Annotated in this window: 21 protein-coding genes and 1 riboswitch; of the genes, 6 read left to right on the top strand and 15 right to left on the bottom strand. The window is 69.6% G+C overall.

Annotation, left to right across the window (positions count from 1 at the left end):
• Nucleotides 1–493: 493 nt before the first annotated feature.
• The 7 genes from DDF62_RS00335 to DDF62_RS00305 form a co-directional block, all read right to left on the bottom strand.
• A complete protein-coding gene (locus DDF62_RS00335) occupies nt 494–1,945 on the bottom strand; it encodes an efflux transporter outer membrane subunit (protein ID WP_116487250.1) in 1,452 nt (483 codons plus the stop codon).
• On the bottom strand, nt 1,942–2,853 hold the full coding sequence (locus tag DDF62_RS00330) for an efflux RND transporter periplasmic adaptor subunit (RefSeq protein ID WP_116487249.1): 912 nt from the start codon (nt 2,851–2,853) through the stop codon (nt 1,942–1,944). Before DDF62_RS00330 ends, DDF62_RS00335 begins: the two co-directional genes overlap by 4 nt.
• A gap of 7 nt (nt 2,854–2,860) precedes the next feature.
• A complete protein-coding gene (locus tag DDF62_RS00325) occupies nt 2,861–3,061 on the bottom strand; it encodes a DUF1656 domain-containing protein (protein WP_116487248.1) in 201 nt (66 codons plus the stop codon).
• Nucleotides 3,058–5,079, bottom strand: a complete 2,022-nt coding sequence (locus DDF62_RS00320; protein WP_116487247.1) for an FUSC family protein — start codon at nt 5,077–5,079, stop codon at nt 3,058–3,060. Before DDF62_RS00320 ends, DDF62_RS00325 begins: the two co-directional genes overlap by 4 nt.
• Nucleotides 5,080–5,086: 7 nt before the next feature.
• Nucleotides 5,087–5,455: a MarR family winged helix-turn-helix transcriptional regulator gene (locus tag DDF62_RS00315; RefSeq protein ID WP_425266989.1), complete on the bottom strand. Its 369-nt coding sequence runs from the start codon at nt 5,453–5,455 to the stop codon at nt 5,087–5,089.
• Between the two features lie 275 nt (nt 5,456–5,730).
• Nucleotides 5,731–8,415, bottom strand: a complete 2,685-nt coding sequence (gene ppdK, locus DDF62_RS00310) for a pyruvate, phosphate dikinase (RefSeq protein WP_116487245.1) — start codon at nt 8,413–8,415, stop codon at nt 5,731–5,733.
• A 308-nt stretch (nt 8,416–8,723) separates the two neighbouring features.
• Entirely contained in the window at nt 8,724–9,020 is a 297-nt protein-coding gene (locus DDF62_RS00305; protein ID WP_116487244.1) for a hypothetical protein, read from the bottom strand.
• A 74-nt stretch (nt 9,021–9,094) separates the two neighbouring features.
• On the opposite strand from DDF62_RS00305, the gene DDF62_RS00300 reads away from it, so the two are divergent.
• Complete coding sequence (locus DDF62_RS00300) at nt 9,095–9,619, top strand: RNA polymerase sigma factor (protein ID WP_341871553.1); 525 nt, start codon at nt 9,095–9,097, stop codon at nt 9,617–9,619.
• Entirely contained in the window at nt 9,616–10,203 is a 588-nt protein-coding gene (locus DDF62_RS00295; protein WP_116487242.1) for a hypothetical protein, read from the top strand. The genes DDF62_RS00300 and DDF62_RS00295 overlap by 4 nt, the downstream gene beginning before the upstream one ends.
• A gap of 10 nt (nt 10,204–10,213) precedes the next feature.
• Here DDF62_RS00295 and DDF62_RS00290 read toward each other — a convergent pair whose 3' ends face one another.
• Genes DDF62_RS00290 through DDF62_RS00270 form a run of 6 tightly spaced genes read right to left on the bottom strand, consistent with a single transcriptional unit; the run spans nt 10,214 to nt 13,471 of the window.
• The gene (locus tag DDF62_RS00290) at nt 10,214–10,396 is read right to left on the bottom strand and encodes a DUF3606 domain-containing protein (protein WP_101716176.1); all 183 of its coding nucleotides are present in this window, start codon (nt 10,394–10,396) and stop codon (nt 10,214–10,216) included.
• Nucleotides 10,396–10,566: a hypothetical protein gene (locus tag DDF62_RS25445; RefSeq protein WP_165832135.1), complete on the bottom strand. Its 171-nt coding sequence runs from the start codon at nt 10,564–10,566 to the stop codon at nt 10,396–10,398. Before DDF62_RS25445 ends, DDF62_RS00290 begins: the two co-directional genes overlap by 1 nt.
• Nucleotides 10,563–11,048: a hypothetical protein gene (locus DDF62_RS00285; RefSeq protein ID WP_116487241.1), complete on the bottom strand. Its 486-nt coding sequence runs from the start codon at nt 11,046–11,048 to the stop codon at nt 10,563–10,565. Before DDF62_RS00285 ends, DDF62_RS25445 begins: the two co-directional genes overlap by 4 nt.
• 47 nt (nt 11,049–11,095) lie before the next feature.
• On the bottom strand, nt 11,096–12,256 hold the full coding sequence (locus tag DDF62_RS00280; protein ID WP_116487240.1) for a glutathionylspermidine synthase family protein: 1,161 nt from the start codon (nt 12,254–12,256) through the stop codon (nt 11,096–11,098).
• A 9-nt stretch (nt 12,257–12,265) separates the two neighbouring features.
• Nucleotides 12,266–13,000, bottom strand: a complete 735-nt coding sequence (locus DDF62_RS00275; RefSeq protein ID WP_109102186.1) for a PspA/IM30 family protein — start codon at nt 12,998–13,000, stop codon at nt 12,266–12,268.
• Between the two features lie 30 nt (nt 13,001–13,030).
• Nucleotides 13,031–13,471 carry a YjfI family protein gene (locus DDF62_RS00270; protein WP_116487239.1) on the bottom strand — a complete coding sequence of 147 codons (441 nt, stop codon included), beginning with the start codon at nt 13,469–13,471 and terminating at the stop codon, nt 13,031–13,033.
• 145 nt (nt 13,472–13,616) lie between these two features.
• On the opposite strand from DDF62_RS00270, the gene DDF62_RS00265 reads away from it, so the two are divergent.
• From DDF62_RS00265 to DDF62_RS25440, 4 genes are read left to right on the top strand one after another with little or no spacing between them, the layout of a single operon-like run.
• Entirely contained in the window at nt 13,617–14,255 is a 639-nt protein-coding gene (locus tag DDF62_RS00265; protein ID WP_101716180.1) for a DUF2491 family protein, read from the top strand.
• 25 nt (nt 14,256–14,280) lie between these two features.
• Nucleotides 14,281–14,694: a DUF350 domain-containing protein gene (locus DDF62_RS00260; protein ID WP_116487238.1), complete on the top strand. Its 414-nt coding sequence runs from the start codon at nt 14,281–14,283 to the stop codon at nt 14,692–14,694.
• Between the two features lie 8 nt (nt 14,695–14,702).
• Nucleotides 14,703–15,353, top strand: coding sequence for a DUF1190 domain-containing protein (locus DDF62_RS00255; protein ID WP_116487237.1), 651 nt, complete (start codon nt 14,703–14,705; stop codon nt 15,351–15,353).
• A 59-nt stretch (nt 15,354–15,412) separates the two neighbouring features.
• Nucleotides 15,413–15,553 (top strand): hypothetical protein, encoded by a 141-nt coding sequence (locus tag DDF62_RS25440; RefSeq protein WP_165832134.1) that lies wholly within the window; start codon nt 15,413–15,415, stop codon nt 15,551–15,553.
• Here the strand turns inward: DDF62_RS25440 and DDF62_RS00250 are convergent.
• Both DDF62_RS00250 and cobU read right to left on the bottom strand, forming a co-directional pair.
• On the bottom strand, nt 15,538–15,894 hold the full coding sequence (locus tag DDF62_RS00250) for a response regulator transcription factor (RefSeq protein ID WP_116487236.1): 357 nt from the start codon (nt 15,892–15,894) through the stop codon (nt 15,538–15,540). The two genes, DDF62_RS25440 and DDF62_RS00250, sit on opposite strands and share 16 nt — an antisense overlap.
• 120 nt (nt 15,895–16,014) lie before the next feature.
• Nucleotides 16,015–16,530: a bifunctional adenosylcobinamide kinase/adenosylcobinamide-phosphate guanylyltransferase gene (gene cobU / locus DDF62_RS00245; protein ID WP_116487235.1), complete on the bottom strand. Its 516-nt coding sequence runs from the start codon at nt 16,528–16,530 to the stop codon at nt 16,015–16,017.
• A 40-nt stretch (nt 16,531–16,570) separates the two neighbouring features.
• Nucleotides 16,571–16,771, top strand: a riboswitch (cobalamin riboswitch).
• The last annotated feature ends 19 nt before the right edge of the window (nt 16,772–16,790 follow it).

The following is a 16,790-nucleotide window of genomic DNA, read 5'->3' as shown; positions in this document are numbered from 1 at the left end:
CGACCCTGTCGACCCGCTCGTTACGCCATGGACGGCTTGGCGGCCCATTCACGCCTTGTGAGCGCTCCTGCAAACCCGCCTTTTCCCACGACGCTCCGAGCGGCCCCGCTCGATGCGGTCCTCGCCACGCTTGGGCCGGTACCAAGAGCCCTCCCCATGGCGGGGACGGGTTTGATTATGCGGCGGGTTTGGGCGCGTCTGATAAGTTTGAGTGAGAAAGTTGCAAGGGATTGAGTTCGTTCGGTTCTTTGGCGAACTCACCGGGGATGGAGCTGGGTCTATCCCCGTCCGGCCCACAAATCCGTCCAATCCCCGCGAAAGCGGGGACCCAGGTGTTTTATCGTCGAGCGCCCCGCGTTTCAGAAAAAGCCTGGGTCCCCGCTTTCGCGGGGATTGGACGGGTGGGGTACTGAGTAAACACAGCGCAAGCTGAAAACGGCCCCCCTCCGGCCCTTTGGGCCACCTCCCCCAGAGGGGGAGGATCTTTTGGCGCCTACCGTTGGGCCTGGATCGTCTTCACCGCCGGCGCGGTTTCCCAGCCGCCGCCCAGCGCCAGGAAGAGGTTGACCTGGTCGGCTGCCACGGCCGCGTCCGAGGCCGCGAGGGAGGCTTCGGCGCCGGCCAGGGTGCGCTGGGCGTCCAGGCCCTGAAGGTACGGCGCGCGGCCGGCCTTGTAGAGCGTGGCGGCCTGGCGCTCGGCCTTGACGGCCTCGTCCCGGGCGGCGCGCAGGGCGGCGTTGCGGTCCAGTTCGTGGGCGTAGGCGGTCAGGCTGGTCTCGGTCTCGCGCAGGGCGTTCAGCACCACGCCGTCGAAGCGGGCCAAGGCTCCGTCGGCGCCGGCCTCGGCCCCGCGAATGCGGGCGCGCTCGCCCTCGCCCGGCAGGGTCCAGGAGACCAGGCCCGACAGGCTCCAGCGGTTGGCGGCGGGCTGTCCGATGTCGGCGAGCAGGCCCGTCGAGCCCGCGCCCATGCCGAAGCTGATGTTCGGATAGAGCGCGCCACGCGCCACGCCGATGCGGGCCGTGGCGCCGGCCAGGGTACGCTCGGCCTGCCGAACATCGGGACGGCGCTTGAGCAGGGCCGCGCCGTCGCCGACCGGCAGGGGCTGCGACAGCTTCGGCGGCGCGGCGCAGTCCTCGACGGCCCCGGGAAACTGGGCCGGCGGCTTGCCGGTCAGCACCGCCAGCTTGTAGAGCGCGGCCTTGCGATGGGCCTCGAAGCTGGGGATCGCCGCGCGCTGCAAATCCACCTGAGCCCGGGCCCGGGTGGCGTCCAGCGCCGTGCCGCGGCCGGCGGCGATCAACCGATTGGTGACCTCCAGGCTCTTCTGCTGGAGCTCCAGGCTGTGCTCGGCGACATGGATCTCGTGACCGGCCGAGCAGGCCTCGACATAGGCCCGCGCGACGTCGGCGGCGACGCTGACACGGGCGAGATCCAGCGCGGCCTGGCTGGCGTCGGCGTCGGCATGGGCGGCCTCGGCGGCGCGCTTGAGGCGGCCCACCAGGTCGACCTGGTAGGAGACCTTCACACCTGCATCGGCCAGATTCTCGACCGGCAGCGGCTCGGTCATCAGGTACTGCTCGCCGGACTCGCGGGCATGCATGGCGGCCCCCGACGCGCCGACCGAGAAGCCGCCAGCGTCGTCGGCCTCGCCGGCCACGGCGCGGGCGCGGGCCAGGTTGGCGGCGGCGACCCGCAGGTCGGTATTGGCGCTCAGAGCCTCCTGGACGAGACCGTTCAGAGTCTCGTCGTCATAGAGCTTCCACCAGCCGTCGGGGACCGGGTCCTGGCTGACGACGGCGCTGGCCGCGCCCATGAACGGGGCCTGCGCTGCGGGCTCGTTGATCTTGGCGACGTCGGGCCGCTTGTAATTCGGACCGACGGTGGTGCAGGCGGCCAGCGCCAGCAGCGAGCCGGCGGCCGCCAGGGTGCGGATCGTACTCACGAGACGGCCCCCTTGCCGGCGACCTTGGCCGTCCCCTGCCCCAACACCGCGACCGTGGCCGTGCGGCCGGCGATCAGGCGCAGGTCCTTGGGCGTCTCGTCCAGGGCGACGCGGACGGGCACGCGCTGGGCCAGGCGCACCCAGCTGAAGGTGGGGTTGACGTTGGGCAGCAGGCTGGCGCCGGCGGCGCGGTCGCGATCCTCGATGCCGGCGGCGATCGACTGGATGTGGCCATGCAGCGGCCTGTCCTCGCCCATCACCGTAACGCTGACCTTCTGGCCGACGTGCAGGCCCTTGAGCTTGGTTTCCTCGAAATAGCCTTCGACCCGGTAGGAGCGGCTGTCGATCAAGGCCAGCACCGGCTTGCCGGCGGTGACGTAGTCGCCGGTGCGCAGCGTCAGGTCCGACAGGAAGCCGTCGGTGGGGGCGACGACCAGGGTGCGCTCGAGGTTCAGCGCGGCCAGGTCGCGGGCGGCGACGGCCTGGGCCAGGGCGGCCTGGCCCTGCTCGACCTTGGCCAGGCTCTGCTCGGTGATCTCGCCGGCCACGAGGTCGCCCAGCACGCGGTTGCGCGCCAGTTCGCGCCGCGCCTGGGCCAGCTGGGCCTTCTGGGCGGCGACGGCGGCGTCGGCCTGCCGCAGCGCCAGGGCGTAGCGGTCGCGGTCGACATAGAACAGCGGCTGGCCGGCCTTGACCGTCTGGTCGTTGACCACCTGGACGGCGGTGACCAGGCCCGAGACGTCCGGGGCGACCTGGACGATGTCGGCGCGGACGCGGCCGTCACGGGTCCAGGGATCGACCTGGTAGTGGTCCCAGAGGCGCTTGCCCCCGACCACGGCGACGGCGACGACGGCCAGGGTGACCGCGACGCGGCCGGCTTGCGGGAGGAGAGTTTTCAGCTGGGGCATGTTTTTCTTACGGACGGACGAAGGCCACGACGGCGGCCCAGAGGATGACGAAGAGCGCGGTGTCGAACAGCGCCGGGTGCCAGACGAAGCGGTAGGCGCCGGCCCAGGACAGCACGCGCCGGAGCACGAAGGCGGCGACGAGGGCCGCGACGGCCGAGACGAGGACGGACGACAGGAAGACGCCGTCGATATTGTATTCGCCGGTCATGCGGCGGGCTCCGGATTGAAGGCGGGGGCGTCGGGGAAGAGGTTGCGGCGCAGGCCGACGAGGCCGGTGACGCCGCCCAGTGCGCCATTGGGAACGAAGGCGGTCTCGCCAAGGCGGCTAAGGGCCTGATCGACCTTTGCCAGCAGCTCGGCGTGCGGCGGGGCGCGGCGCCCGGCCGACAGGGCCGCGTAGTGGTCGCCCACCCCGTCGAGCACGGCGTCGAGGCTGGCGCGGGCCGGTCCCGACAGATCGCCGCGAGCGGTCTGGACGGTGACCAGGTTCATGCCCACCCGCAGGTCGCGCAGCACGTCGACGCCGACGAGGTCGTGGCGCGGCCCCACGGCGGCGAGCTTGGGCGTCAGCAGGCCCAGGCGGTCGACCAGGGCGGCGGCGAAGGCGGCCGGCTCGGGCGCGCGGCTGGACCGGGCCAGGCGGGCCAGGTTCTTCCAGGTGCGCGACAGCAGGCGCCGGGCGCCGGCGTCGATGCTCATCGAGCGCATGGCGGCGGTGACGAAGATCGCCGCCCCCAGGCCGACGAACTGGCCCAGATTGACGTTCAGGAAGCTGGCGAAGTCGGCGCTGAAGGTCTCCTGCAAAGCCAGGGCGTTGCAGAACCCCATCAGCGTGGCCAGAGCCGCCCCCATGGTCTTGGGATTGGGAATGAACAGGCCGATGAACAGCAGCGGCGGGGCCAGGGTCAGGACCAGCAGCGGATAGCCGTCGATGGCCGGCAGCACGGCGAACATGTAGAGCGCCGACAGCGGCAGCGAGACCAGGGTGAAGATCCCGAAGCTGCGGATGGCCGGAACGGGGTCGTCCATGGCCGCGAAGAAGCAGCAGAACACCGCCGCCATGACCGGCGCCGAGGCGCCGTCGCCCCAGCCGGACACGATCCAGATGCCGCAGGACAGCAGCACCGCGATCGCGGCGGCCGCGCCCGAAAGCAGGGCCAGCGGCAGGTCGCTGTGCATGCGGCGGCGGGCGGCGTTGGCGGTGGCGGCCGCAAGGTTCGGCGACAGCGGGGCGTCGGGGTTCGCAAGGCGGGTCATGAGCGCATGGCCCTCGCCCAGGGCCTGGACGGTCTCGGCCAGGCGCACCAGCAGGCTCTCGACCAGCAGGGCGTTCCAGTCGCCGCCGCGCCGCGTGGCGGCCTCGGCCTTGAGGTGGTCGATCAGCTCGAGACCGGGGCCGCGGTCGGCGCCGGCCTCGATCCAGGCGATGACGGCGTCCAGCGCCCGACGGGCGGCGGGGTCCTGGACGTCCTTGAGCGCCAGCATGCGGTCGGCAAGCCCCGACAGTAGCGGGATGAGGATCAGCAGGCGCTCGTGCAGGGCCCGCACCACACCGGTGGTTTCGCGCAGGCGGGTGGTGTCGAACGGCAGGTGCGTGGCCAGCATCTGGATCTCGCTGGCGGCGGCGGCCAGATGCTGGCGATCGCGGGCGAAGGCCTGCTCGTCGGCGCCCTTCAGCACGTCCAGCGCCCAGCGGTCGGCCTCGCCCAGCCAGGCGCCCAGGCGGGCGCGCAGGACGGTCCCGACGGGGCGCGGGAAGACGAGGCTGTGGACCAGGGTGGCGCAGATGATGCCAAGGCCGATCTCGACCACGCGCCAGACGGCCAGGTCGAAGATGGCGCCGGGCTGGCTGACGGCCGGGAAGCCGATGATGGCGGCGGTGTAGCCGGCCAGCATCAGGACATAGCTGCGCGGCGTGCGGTCGAGCAGCGAGATGGTCAGGCAGGCGCCGACCCACAGCGCCAGCGCCAGGCACAGCAGCACGGGCGCGTTGACGAGGTTGGGCACCATGGCCACGGCGGCCGCGCCGCCCAGCACGGTGCCGAGCACGCGGTACAGCGCCTTGGAGCGCACGGCGCCGGCCAGGGGCTGGCTGACGATATAGGCCGTGGTCATGGCCCAGTACGGACGCGGCAGGCCGACGGCGAAACCGATCCACAGGGCGAGCATGGCGGCGACGAAGCTGTTCAGCGAGAACAGCAGCGTCCACCGGTCGAACTTGGGCATGGAAGCCTTACGCCCCCTGCCCGTTGGCCGCTTCCAGGGCCGCTTCGAAGGCGGCGAAGGTGCGCAAGGTCGCGGCCAGGTCCTCGTCGCTGACACCGACCAGCAGGCGCGAGCGGACGGCCTGGACGGTGTCCTCGGCGATCACGGCCAGGGCCGCGCCGTCGCTGGTCAGGTGCAGGGTCTTGGCGCGGCCGTCGGCGGGGTCGTCGCGGCGCTCCACCAGGCCGGCGGCGCACAGCTGGTCGAGCACGCGGACCAGGGACGGACCTTCGACGCCCAGCTCCTCGGCCAGCACGCCTTGCCTCATGCCGCCGCCGGCGCGGGCGATGTGCAGCACCGGCAAGGCGCGGGCGTCGGAAAGGCCGTGCTCGGCCAGGGCGCGATTGACCTCGCGGCGGTAGATGCGCGCCAGGCGCAGCACCGCGCCGGTGAAGGTGCGTTCGCTGGGAATGCGGGACGTCATGTAACGATGCTCGAAGAACGATAGGTAGCTTGCTATCCATTTAGATAGCTTCCTATCGATATCGATGCAAGCCGGCGCGAAAAGAAAAACGGCCCCGCTCGCGGGAGCGGGGCCGTTCGTCGGTTTCGGGAGGAACTTCCCCCTCCGGCCTTTCGGGCCACCTCCCCCTTCAGGGGGAGGATCTTGGCCTACTTCCCGGCCAGGGCCGCCTGCGCCGCGGCGAGGCGGGCGATCGGCACGCGGTAGGGCGAGCAGGAGACGTAGTCGAGGCCGACCTTCTCGCAGAACGCGATCGAGGCCGGGTCACCGCCGTGCTCGCCGCAGATGCCGAGCTTGACGTCGGGACGCGCCGCCCTGCCCCGCTCGGCGGCGATGCGGATCAGGTCGCCCACGCCGTCCTGGTCGAGGCTGACGAAGGGGTCCTTCTCGAAGATGCCCTTGTCGATATAGGCGCCCAGGAACTTGCCGGCGTCGTCGCGGCTGATGCCGAACGTCGTCTGGGTCAGGTCGTTGGTGCCGAAGCTGAAGAACTCGGCGTTGGCCGCCAGGTCGCCGGCGCGCAGGGCGGCGCGGGGCAGCTCGACCATGGTGCCGACGGTGTATTTCAGATCAACGCCCTGCTCGGCCAGCACCGCCTTGGCGACGCGGTCGGTCAGGTCGCGCAGGTACTTCATCTCCTCGCCCTTGGCGACCAGCGGGTGCATGATCTCAGGCACCGGCGCGGCCTTGCCCGACTTGGCGATCTCGCACGCCGCCTCGAGGATGGCCCGGACCTGCATCTCGTAGATCTCGGGATAAGAGACGCCCAAGCGGCAGCCGCGGTGGCCGAGCATGGGGTTGGTCTCGTGCAGCTCCTTGGCTCGGCGCAGCAGCTTGGCGGCGTCGAGGCCGGTGGCCACGGCCACGGCCTGCACGTCTTCTTCCGTATGCGGAAGGAACTCGTGCAGCGGCGGGTCGAGCAGACGGATGGTGACTGGCAGGCCTTCCATGATCGTGAAGAGCTCGACGAAGTCGGCCTTCTGGAAGGGCGCGATCTTGGCCAGGGCCGTGCGACGGCCGGCCTCGTCGTCGGCCAGGATCATCTCGCGCACCGCGGCGATGCGGGTGTCGTCGAAGAACATGTGCTCGGTGCGGCACAGGCCGATGCCTTCGGCGCCGAACTGGCGGGCGGTCTTGGCGTCGAGCGGGGTCTCGGCGTTGGCCCGCACCTTCAGGCGACGGACCTGGTCGGCCCAGCCCATCAGGGTGGCGAAGTCGCCGGTCAGCTCCGGCTCGATCATCTTGGGCGCACCAGCCAGGATCTCGCCGGTGGAGCCGTCGATGGTGATCACCTCGCCGGCCTTGAACTCGCGGCCCTTGGCCCGGAACAGGCCTTCCTTGGCGAAGATCGACACGTCGCCGGCGCCCGAGACGCAGGGACGGCCCATGCCGCGCGCCACGACGGCGGCGTGGCTGGTCATGCCGCCGCGGGCGGTGATGATGCCGCGGGCGGCGTGCATGCCGTGGATGTCCTCGGGCGAGGTCTCCTCGCGCACCAGGATCACGGCCTCGCCGTTGGCGGCGGCCTTCTCGGCCTCGTCGCTGTCGAAGACGATCTTGCCGGTGGCCGCGCCCGGCGAAGCCGGCAGGCCGACGGTGACGACGTCACGATGGGCGGTCGGGTCGATGGTCGGGTGCAGCAGTTGGTCCAGCGAGGCCGGCTCGACGCGCGAGACGCCCTCCTCCTTGCTGATCACGCCCTCGGCGGCCATGTCGACGGCGATCTTCAGCGCGGCCTTGGCGGTGCGCTTGCCGTTGCGGGTCTGCAGCATGTAGAGCACGCCCTGCTCCACCGTGAACTCGATGTCCTGCATGTCGCGGTAGTGGCGTTCCAGCGTCTCGACCACGGTCTTGAACTGGCCGAACACCTCCGGCATCGCCTCTTCCATCGACGGCGAAGTGTCGCCCATCTCTTCGCGGGCGGCCTTGGTCAGCGACTGCGGCGTGCGGATGCCGGCGACGACGTCCTCGCCCTGGGCGTTGATCAGGAACTCGCCGTACAGGCGGTTGTCGCCGTTCGACGGGTTGCGCGTGAAGGCCACGCCGGTGGCCGAGGTGTCGCCCATGTTGCCGAACACCATCGACTGGATGTTGACGGCGGTGCCCCAGCTTTCGGGGATGTCGTGCATGCGGCGATAGAACTTGGCGCGGTCGTTCATCCAGCTGGCGAACACGGCCCCGACGGCGCCCCACAGTTGCTCCTGGGCGTCCTGCGGGAACGGCTTGCCCAGCTCGTTGAGCACGGCGGCCTTGTAGTCCTTGATGACCCCGGCCCAGTCGTCGGCGGTGAGGCCGGTGTCGACGTGGACGTCTAGACGGTCTTTATGATCGTCGAGGATCTCCTCGAACATGTGGTGCTCCAGGTCGAGCACGACGTTCGAATACATCTGGATGAAGCGGCGGTAGCTGTCGTAGGCGAAGCGGCGGTCGCCAGACAGGACGGCCAGGCCCTCGACGGTCTCGTCGTTGAGGCCGAGATTCAGGACGGTGTCCATCATGCCCGGCATCGAGGCGCGGGCGCCCGAGCGCACCGACACCAGCAGCGGGTTGGCGACATCGCCGAAGCGCTTGCCGGTGATGGCCTCGATCTTGGCGAGACCGGCGGCGACCTGCCCGGCCAGCTCGGCGGGGTACTGCTTGCCGTTGGCGTAGTAGTGGACGCAAGCCTCGGTGGTGATCGTAAAGCCGGGCGGAACCGGCAGACCCAGCGACGACATCTCGGCGAGATTGGCGCCCTTGCCTCCGAGGAGGTTCTTCATGGAAGCGTCGCCGTCAGCGCCGCCTCCCCCGAACGAATAGACCCAAAGGGACTTCGTCAGCGTCTCTACCGGCATTTTGAGTTCACCCTGCGATAAAGTGAAGAAAGGCCGCGCCCTCTATCGGGGTCGTCTCGCCTTGGAACAGCCCCGCGAAATCTGAATCTCGCAGTGCAATATCCGTGGCCTCCCTAGCATTTTGGCCAAGAACGCGTCCACATGTGCGTTGCGTTCCCGCAGATTTGCCAAGAATTCAGCAAATCATTGCTATGACAACGTTGTCTTGATCGTAGTTTGACAGCATACGCCACTTGATAGGCACGAAACGTCGTCACACGGAGAATGGCGACGCTTGTTCCGGACTGGCGAAACCGTCCGCCTGGCGACTATCGCGCGAGGAAACCGGTGATGCGGCGCCAGATCGCCTTGCGCGCTTCCAGCACGCTGACGCCCAGAAGCGCCGCGACGCTCCAGAACAGGGCCTCGGTCGAAACGGCCGCCGCCAGAGCCGCCGCCAGGCGCAGGTCGCGCCCCGCGTCGGCGTAGAGGACCACGCCCAGGGCGATCCAGGCGGCGAAGGCGAAGATCGCCAGCAGGGTCACCAGCACCTTGAGCAGCCCCTTGCCGCGCCGCAGGACGCGGTCGCCGGCGGGAAGGGTTTCGATTTCGGCCTTGAGCGTCACGACGAACCTCCTGTCTTTTGTCGAGCACGCCGTGAAAGTCTCGCCGACCTTGCGAGTCTTTCGGACCAGACGCGATTTTTTCGGGGAGACCGCTTCTGGGACGGGACGACGCATTCGAGGCCATTCTCGCCGAGCACGGCGCGATGCTGGGGCGCATCGCGGCGGCCTACGAGGCCGATCCCGAGCGCCGGCGCGAACTGCGGCAGGAGATCCTGCTGGCCGTCTGGCGCGCCCTGCCCCGCCATCGGGGCGACGCGCCGCTGCGCGCCTTCATCGCCCGCGTGGCCCACAACCGCGCGATCACCCACGTGGCGCGGGAAGCGGCCGAGCCGCGCCGGCAGCCCCTGGATGAAAGCGCTCCGTCGGGCGGGCCCGATCCGCACGAGAGCTTCGAGGCGCGGCACATGCAGGAGCGGCTGGCCCGCGCCGTGCGCGCCCTGCCCCTGTCGCTGCGCCAGCCGGCCCTGCTGACCCTGGAAGGCTTCAGCCCAGCCGAGATCGGCCCGATGCTGGGGCTGAACGCCAACGCAGTCTCCATACGCCTGACCCGCGCCAAGGCCGCCCTGCGCGAGGCGCTCGATCCGGAGGATCGCCGATGACCACGCCGCACGGTCCGCCTAATGGCCCTGAAGACGACTGGACCTCCCTGGCCCAGGCCTGGACGGATCCGGCCGCCGCCGAGCCGGCGATCGATCCCGCCCAGATCCGCTCGCTGCGCCGCCGCGACCGGCTGGCGCGGCTGAACTTCGCCGCCGAGATGGCCGGCGTGCCGCTGGTGCTGGGCCTAGTGGCCTGGGCCGTCGTCACGCGCGAACTGCCCTGGCCGGCGGCGATCGCCTGCGCGGTGTTCACCCTGTTCGCGGGCGCGATGACCCTGTGGTCGCGGCGCGGGGATCCGGGCCTGCTGCTGGATACGCCGCAGACGGTGGTGAGCACGGCGCTAGCCCAGGCGCGAACAGGCCTGCGCTGGGCCCAGGCCGGGATCTGGACCTGCGCCGCCGGCGCGGCCTTCCTGGCGGCGATGGGCACGCTTTCGGGCCGCTGGCGCGCGGACTGGCCGCTGCTGGCCGGCGGAGCCGTCTTCCTGGCCGCGTGCCTGGTTCTCTATTCGGCGCACGCCCGACGTTGCCGCCTGCGGATCGCCGCCCACGAGGCGGCGCTGGCGGCGTTGCAAGAACGCTAGACGGTCAGGCTCAGCGCTTCTTGCCGAGCTCGGCGGCGATGTCCTTGGTCATGCGGCCGACCTTGCGATGGGCGGTCGTGATCTGCTCGCGGGTCACGCCCCAGCGCTTCATCCAGTATTCGACGGCCTGGCGCTCGGAGAGATCGAGGCGGTCCTTGTCGATGAAGCCGCGCTTGTCCTTCAATCCGGCCATCAGCTGTTCCACGGCTTGGTGGAGCCGGCGGCCTTTCGCGACGCCTGCTCACGTTGGAAGCGACCGCCGCGCGGCGGCTTGGGCCTGGCGGCCAGCGCCGCCTGCTTGATGCGCAAGGCCCGCTGGATCGGCGTTTCGCCGGGCGGGCCGTCTTCGTGGGAGTCGCTCATGAGCGGGAGCCTAGCACGGGCGGGAAGTCAGGCCGAGGCCATGCCAAGAGGCCCGCGCCCGCGACTATCGCCGCGACGAACAGCGCGATCGCCATGACGTCGGCATAGGCGAAGGCGGCGGCGCGACTGACGCCGGCCGCGTGTCCCATTTCCAGCAAGACGCCCCACGCGCTGGTCAGGCCGAGCGCGAACCACATCGCGACCATGAACGCGACCGGCAGCAGCGCCACGATCCATCGCCGGCGCCACAGCATCCTGGCCAGGGCCGGCATGCACAGCGAGAAGGCCGCCACGGCAAGCACCGAACTCAGCGACAGCGTCGACCACACGGCCCCGACATAGGGGGTCGGGATGGTGCTGGCGAGGCGAAGCTCGACGATCAGCCAGGCCAGGGCGATCACGACCGGGACCGCCACCGCGGCCAGAACCGAACGCGCCCGATGCAGGGGGGCGGTGACAGGCGGGGCGGCGATGTCACTCATGGGCGGACCTCCCCCCTCTCCGTAAAACCCCCGCGAAAACGGGAAGCTCACCCCTCGATGATGTGCGGCACGAAGCGCGCCAGGTTCTTGGTCACCTGGCTGTCGTCCTCGCGGATGCCCATGCCGACGGGCTCGGCCCCGACGATCCAGGCGCCGATCACCGGATGCTTGCCGTCGAAGCTGGGCGGCGGATGGAAGGCCTGGACGATCGCGCCCTCGGCGCCATAGCCCTGGTCGAGCACCGGCTCGGCCTTGGCGCCGACGATCTCGACATTGGCCCCCTCGCGCGAGAACAGCGGCTTGCGCACGTAGTTCGCGCCAAGCGCCGAGGCCGCCGGATCGCCCTCGAAATAGGCCTCCAGCAGATTCGGGTGGCCCTTGTGGCGCTCCCACAGCAGCGGAAGGATCGCCTTGTTGGACAGGATCGCCTTCCACGGCGGCTCCAGCCAGCGGACCTTGGCCGTGGTCAGGTTGGCCGCGTAGGGCTCGCGCAGCATGTCTTCCCAAGGATAGAGCTTGAACGCCGCCTGCAGCAGGTAGCCGTCGGTGTCGACGAACTGGCCCTCTTCGTTCAGGCCGATGGCGTTCATGGCCACGAACTTGGGATCCAGGCCCGCCTGGGCGGCGAGATCTTCCAGGAACCGCACAGTCTGGCGATCCTCGACGGCCTCGTCGTCGCTGGCGAAGTGCACGAAGCCGCCGTTCGGGAACAGCACCTTGAAGCGATCGCGCATCGCCTCGAACAGGCTGTTGAACTGGTCGGTCCCGGCGGGCAGGGCGCCCTGGCCCAGCAGATCCTCCAGCCACAGCCACTGGAAGGTGGCGGCCTCGAACAGGCTGGTGGGGGTGTCGGCGTTGTATTCGTAGAGCTTGGGCGGGCCCGAGCCGTCGTAGCCGAAGTCGAAGCGGCCGTAGAGCGAGGGCTCCTTGGCGCGCCAGGAGGCGGCGACGAAGTCCCAGTGCTCGCGCGGGATCGCCAGCTTTTCGAGGATCTCCTCGCTGGCGACCGCCTCGTCGACGAGGTCGAGGCACAGGTCGTGGAGCTCGGCCGCGGCCGGCTCCAGGTGCTCCTCGACCTCCTGCAAGGTGAAGGCGTACGCCGTCCCCTCGTCCCAATAGGCCTGTCCGCCGGTGTGATGGTAGACGAAGCCGACGGCCTCGGCCTTCTCGCGCCAGTCGGCGCGAGGGGTCAGGGTAAGACGACGCACGCTTGGTCCTTATTCGGGCTTCGAACCGTCGGCGGCCTTGTCCTCGATCTGCAGCGGGGCGGGCTGCGGCGCGAGGCGGGCCAGGATGTCGTCGGCCGACGACTGGCCCGGCAGGATGCCGGCCACGCGCAGCTTCTCGTCGAGATCAGCCCCGGTGCGGCGGTCTTCCAGTTCGCCGGCGGCCTTGATCTTCTCGCCGCGGACCATCTGGCGTTCCTTGATCCGCGCCAGGCTGTCGGCGGCCGAGCCCAGCGAAGCGCCGGCGCCCGCGCCGCGCGCGGTGACGGCTTCCTGCGCCTTCTGGACGGACTCGTTGACCTTCACGACCTCGACCTCGCGCTTGAGCGTGTCGATGCGGCGGTCGGTGGCGGCGATGGCCTGGTGCAGCTGGTCCTCGGCCTCGCGCATCGAGCCGATCTGCGGCTCCTTCAGCGAGATCTCGCTCTCGATGTCGGCGATGCGCTGGGCCACTTGGCGGGCGAGATCCATGTCGCCCTTGGTGACGGCGGCGCGGGCGGAGTTTTCGTACTTCGCCACCTGCTCGCGCAGGCTCTTGACGTCGTTCTCCTGGATGCGGCGACGGGCGACCAGGGTGGCGAGGTTGTCGCGCGCCTTGGCCTGGGCCGCGTCGGCGTCGCGAATCTCCTGGTCGAGGATGCGGATGGCGTTGGCGTCGACGACGGCGGACGTGGCTTCGTGGGCGCCGGCGCGACCCAGGGTGAACAGCTTGCGCCAGATGGACATCGGAAGGCTCCGGGAAATTCTAGGTTTGGGTCAGGCGGCGGCGGACGAGAACGAGGTGCGCAGGTCGGAAGCCACTTCGATGGCGTTCTCGGCCAGGGTGCGCAACTCGATCAGGATGTCCTCGATCGTGGTGGTGGTCGAGAGCTCGCCGAACAGTTCGTAGTAGTCGCGGCCGCCGACGACGCAGATGCCGAAGTTCGACAGCGGCACCAGCTTCTGGGCCTTGAGCAGGAACTCGTTGAACGCGTGGCGGTCTTCCTGTTCGTCGACCGGCCACAGCAGGGCCGAGGCGGCGACCTGCTGGTCGCTGACGCTGATGTAGATCTCCAGGTCCCCATGCCAGTGCATGGTCGCCAGCAGGATCTCGTCGGCGCCCTCCAGGATGCTGACGGTGATCTCGTCGGCGCCGCGTCCGGGCGCTTCGTCCAGGGCCGCCTTCAGCGAACGGACAGTCCAGGGCGTCTGACTCATCGGGTCGTGATCCTCTTCAACGGGCCATCTTGGCCGTGTTCATACAAGATGGGAGCCCGAACGCCAGCCGTCGAGAGCGAGCGGCGCCCCTTTTACAGCGCAGGCTGGCGCCGTACATGAAGGACCAGTGTTGCAGGGACCCGCCATGTTCAGTCGCTTATTCGGCCGCAAGGAGCCTGCTCCGGAATCGGCCCTGCCCGCCATCCGCAACGTGACCCTGGGCCGGACCGTGTGGCTGGACCCGCTGGCGTGGAAGCGTTTCGGCTCGGATACGAAATTCCCGCTCGACCGCGACACGCTGGAAATCACCGCCCAGGGCCTTGTGGACCTGAAGGACGGCGGCTTCGTGCACCGGTTCTACACCGACGACCACGTGATGTTTCAGGCCGTGTCGGACGACCGCGCCGGCCAGCGCCTGACCGACGTGACGATCTTCGTGCCGTGGGACAGCGCCTATCCGAGCGGCCGCGCCGACCGCGACGCCTGGGGCAAGCGCCTGCGCGCCCGCAGCTTCGCCGCCGCCGGCCTGCCCGAGTACCACCGCTTCTGGTTCGGCGACGAAGCCGAGAGCCAGGAGCCCGTGACCTTCTGGGAAGAGCTGCACGACGACCGCGACGGCGTGCCCGACCGCAAGATCTTCCAGACCTGCATGCTGTTCGCCCGCGACCTGCCCGGCGAGGGCCGCGAACTGCTGCTGGCCATAGAAATGGAGACCGAGGACCGCGAGGTCTCGTTCGAAACCATGATCGGCGTGCCGCTGGAAGTCGGCGAATTCCGCGCCTAAGCCACCTGACAGGGGGAAAACTGAAATGTTCGACGTCCATGCCTTCGGCGAGAGCGCCCTGGCCTTCCTGGTGGCCTTTGTGGCCGCCGGCGTGTTCACCGTCGTGTTCAAGATCGTCTATCAGGCGGTGACGCCCTATGACGAAGCCAAGCTGATCCGCGAGGGCAACGTCGCCGCGGCCATCGCCCTGGGCGGCGCCGTGGTCGGCTATGTGCTGCCGCTGGCTTCGGCCCTCAGCCACACCGTCAGCCTGCTCGAGTTCGCCGCCTGGGCCCTGCTGGCCGGCGTCATCCAGATCGCCGCCTTCACCCTGGTGCGCTTCACCGTGCTCAAGGACCTGATCGACCGGATCGAAAAGGCCGAACTCGCCGCCGGCGTCTACCTGGCCTCGATCTCGCTGGCCGTCGGCCTGCTGAACGCCGCCTGCATGACCTCGTGAGGCCGGACATGAACGCGCTTTCTCCCCTGCCCGCTCCCAAGCGCCGCAAGCGCTCGAGCGCCGTCGCCCTGACCGGCCTGATGGCCGGCTCGGCCTTCACCCTGATGGCGTGCGACGATCCCGGCTCGGCCACGCAATGGGGCGACAACCCGCCCGCCGCCGCCTCTGGCCAGAAGGTCGACGCCTCCAGCTTCGCCAGCCTGGACGAGTGCAAGGCCTCGGGCGACTTCACCGCCGACCAGTGCCAGACGGCCTATGACGAGGCCCAGAAGGCCAGCGCCGAGAACGCGCCCAAGTTCTCCGACCAGAAAAGCTGCGAGGATCGCTACGGCGTCGACCAGTGCGTGCCGCGCAGCCAGGCCAATGGCGGCGGCAGTTTCTTCACCCCGCTGCTGACCGGTTTCATCATCGGCCAGGCGCTGGAGGGGATGAACAACCGCGGCTATCGCGGCGCGCCGATGTATCGCGACCGCGACGGCGCCTACTACAGCGGCTCGGGCTATCCGATCTCGCGCGACTACCTCTCGGGCCGCAGCCGGGTGCGCCAGGACAGCTTCGACGCGCCTTCGCGCTACGAGGCCCCGGCCCGGGTGCAGAGCCGCAGCAGCGTCATCTCGCGCGGCGGCTTCGGCGGCGGCTCGCGCGGCTTCGGCGGCTGATTGGAACTGAAAGCCGGTCGTCTCGCGTTGGATCTTCGAAGACCACGCGAGGCGACCGCATGACCGACAAGACCATCACCGGCGTCCCCCATCCGCGCTGGTGGCAGCGCCATCCCACCCTGGCGTTCTGCGCCGCCTGGGCCGTGGGCCTGGGATTCTTCGCGACGATCCTCGCCCTGGGGCTTCAGGCCGCGGCCTGAACCGCGCCTCGCTGCAACGCACGAACGGCTGTCAGCAACCGCGCCGGCGAGATCGGCTTTTCCAGCCACATGTCGGGCTCGACCTTCAGCACGCGCGGGTCGCTGGCCGACACCATCAGCACCGGCACGTCGCGGTCTTCCACCGCGCGGATCAGTTCGGCCCCCGTCATGCGCGGCATCGAATTGTCGGTGATCAGCAGATCGGGCGCGAAGGCGTCGAAGGCGTCCAGGGCCTCGCGGCCGTCACGGCTCCACAGGACTTCGAAGCCCGCGTCCTGCAGCAGCATCTCGTAGACGCCGCCGAGGAGAATGTCGTCTTCCGCGATAAGGATCCGTCGCATGGCCAGCCCCAGCCCTGTCGAATGTGTGAACAGGTCTTAACCATGCTGGGACGCCCGGTGTCAGCGTGCGCAATCGTCGCATTTCCCGAAGTTGAGCAACCATCGACTGAGTCGCGCGACTCACTTCATCCGCAGGCTTAGCCCGGCCGCGACCAGATGGACGGCGTCGGCGGCCCGGGCCAGGGCCTGGTGCAGGCGGCCGGCCTCGTCGCGGAACCGGCGGGCCAAGGCGTTGTCGGGCACGACGCCCCAGCCGACCTCGTTCGACACCAGCCACAGTTCACCGTCGAAATCGGCGACCGCCGCGACCAGATCGGCGGCGGCGGACGAAAGGTCGCACTCGGCCAGCATCAGGTTGGTCAGCCAGAGGGTGAGGCAATCGACCACCGCCACGGCCCCAGGCGGCAGGCCGCGCAGGGCCGCGACCAGGTCCATGGGCGCCTCGAGCGTGGTCCAGGCGTCGCCCCGGTCGATCCGGTGGCGCGCGATGCGGTCCTCCATCTCGGCGTCGAAGGCCTGGGCGGTGACGATCATCACCGGCGTGGCGCGGCCCGCCTCGGCGACGATCTCGGCGGCGCCCTGCGCGAACGCGCTCTTGCCCGAACGGGCCCCGCCCAGGACCAGGGTGACTGACAACGCTTTGGCCTCCAGATTGACGGTGTGCGGCGCACCATATAGTGCAGCCAGCGCGACAGGTTCCTCCCAAAGAGGATGAAAAGGGAACTCGGGTGTGAAACCCGGGCTGCCCCCGCAACTGTAAGCGGCGAGTTCGCGCGTCACATGCCACTGGGACTGTTCTTCGGAAGAGACCTGGGAAGGCGATGCGCAGCAACGATGACCCGCGAGCCAGGAGACCTGCCTGTCGTTGTCGTTTTTCGTCCGGCCGGGGTGCGCCG

It is taken from the genome of Caulobacter radicis (assembly GCF_003094615.1).
Taxonomy (GTDB): domain Bacteria; phylum Pseudomonadota; class Alphaproteobacteria; order Caulobacterales; family Caulobacteraceae; genus Caulobacter; species Caulobacter radicis.
The sequence above is the reverse complement of the archived record's forward strand: the minus strand, read 5'-3'. Positions and strand labels throughout refer to the sequence as shown.

What these genes read in the sequence shown, in the direction of transcription:
- DDF62_RS00320 (WP_116487247.1), bottom strand. Translation starts at nt 5,079, where the DNA reads ATGCCCAAGTTCGACCGGTGGACGCTGCTGTTCTCGCTGAACAGCTTC.
- DDF62_RS00295 (WP_116487242.1), top strand. Translation starts at nt 9,616, where the DNA reads ATGACCACGCCGCACGGTCCGCCTAATGGCCCTGAAGACGACTGGACC.
- ppdK (WP_116487245.1), bottom strand. Translation starts at nt 8,415, where the DNA reads ATGCCGGTAGAGACGCTGACGAAGTCCCTTTGGGTCTATTCGTTCGGG.
- DDF62_RS00325 (WP_116487248.1), bottom strand. Translation starts at nt 3,061, where the DNA reads ATGACCGGCGAATACAATATCGACGGCGTCTTCCTGTCGTCCGTCCTC.
- DDF62_RS00275 (WP_109102186.1), bottom strand. Translation starts at nt 13,000, where the DNA reads ATGTCCATCTGGCGCAAGCTGTTCACCCTGGGTCGCGCCGGCGCCCAC.
- DDF62_RS00250 (WP_116487236.1), bottom strand. Translation starts at nt 15,894, where the DNA reads ATGCGACGGATCCTTATCGCGGAAGACGACATTCTCCTCGGCGGCGTC.
- DDF62_RS00255 (WP_116487237.1), top strand. Translation starts at nt 14,703, where the DNA reads ATGAACGCGCTTTCTCCCCTGCCCGCTCCCAAGCGCCGCAAGCGCTCG.
- DDF62_RS00265 (WP_101716180.1), top strand. Translation starts at nt 13,617, where the DNA reads ATGTTCAGTCGCTTATTCGGCCGCAAGGAGCCTGCTCCGGAATCGGCC.
- DDF62_RS00330 (WP_116487249.1), bottom strand. Translation starts at nt 2,853, where the DNA reads ATGCCCCAGCTGAAAACTCTCCTCCCGCAAGCCGGCCGCGTCGCGGTC.
- DDF62_RS00260 (WP_116487238.1), top strand. Translation starts at nt 14,281, where the DNA reads ATGTTCGACGTCCATGCCTTCGGCGAGAGCGCCCTGGCCTTCCTGGTG.
- DDF62_RS00270 (WP_116487239.1), bottom strand. Translation starts at nt 13,471, where the DNA reads ATGAGTCAGACGCCCTGGACTGTCCGTTCGCTGAAGGCGGCCCTGGAC.
- DDF62_RS25440 (WP_165832134.1), top strand. Translation starts at nt 15,413, where the DNA reads ATGACCGACAAGACCATCACCGGCGTCCCCCATCCGCGCTGGTGGCAG.
- DDF62_RS00290 (WP_101716176.1), bottom strand. Translation starts at nt 10,396, where the DNA reads ATGGCCGGATTGAAGGACAAGCGCGGCTTCATCGACAAGGACCGCCTC.
- DDF62_RS25445 (WP_165832135.1), bottom strand. Translation starts at nt 10,566, where the DNA reads ATGAGCGACTCCCACGAAGACGGCCCGCCCGGCGAAACGCCGATCCAG.
- DDF62_RS00285 (WP_116487241.1), bottom strand. Translation starts at nt 11,048, where the DNA reads ATGAGTGACATCGCCGCCCCGCCTGTCACCGCCCCCCTGCATCGGGCG.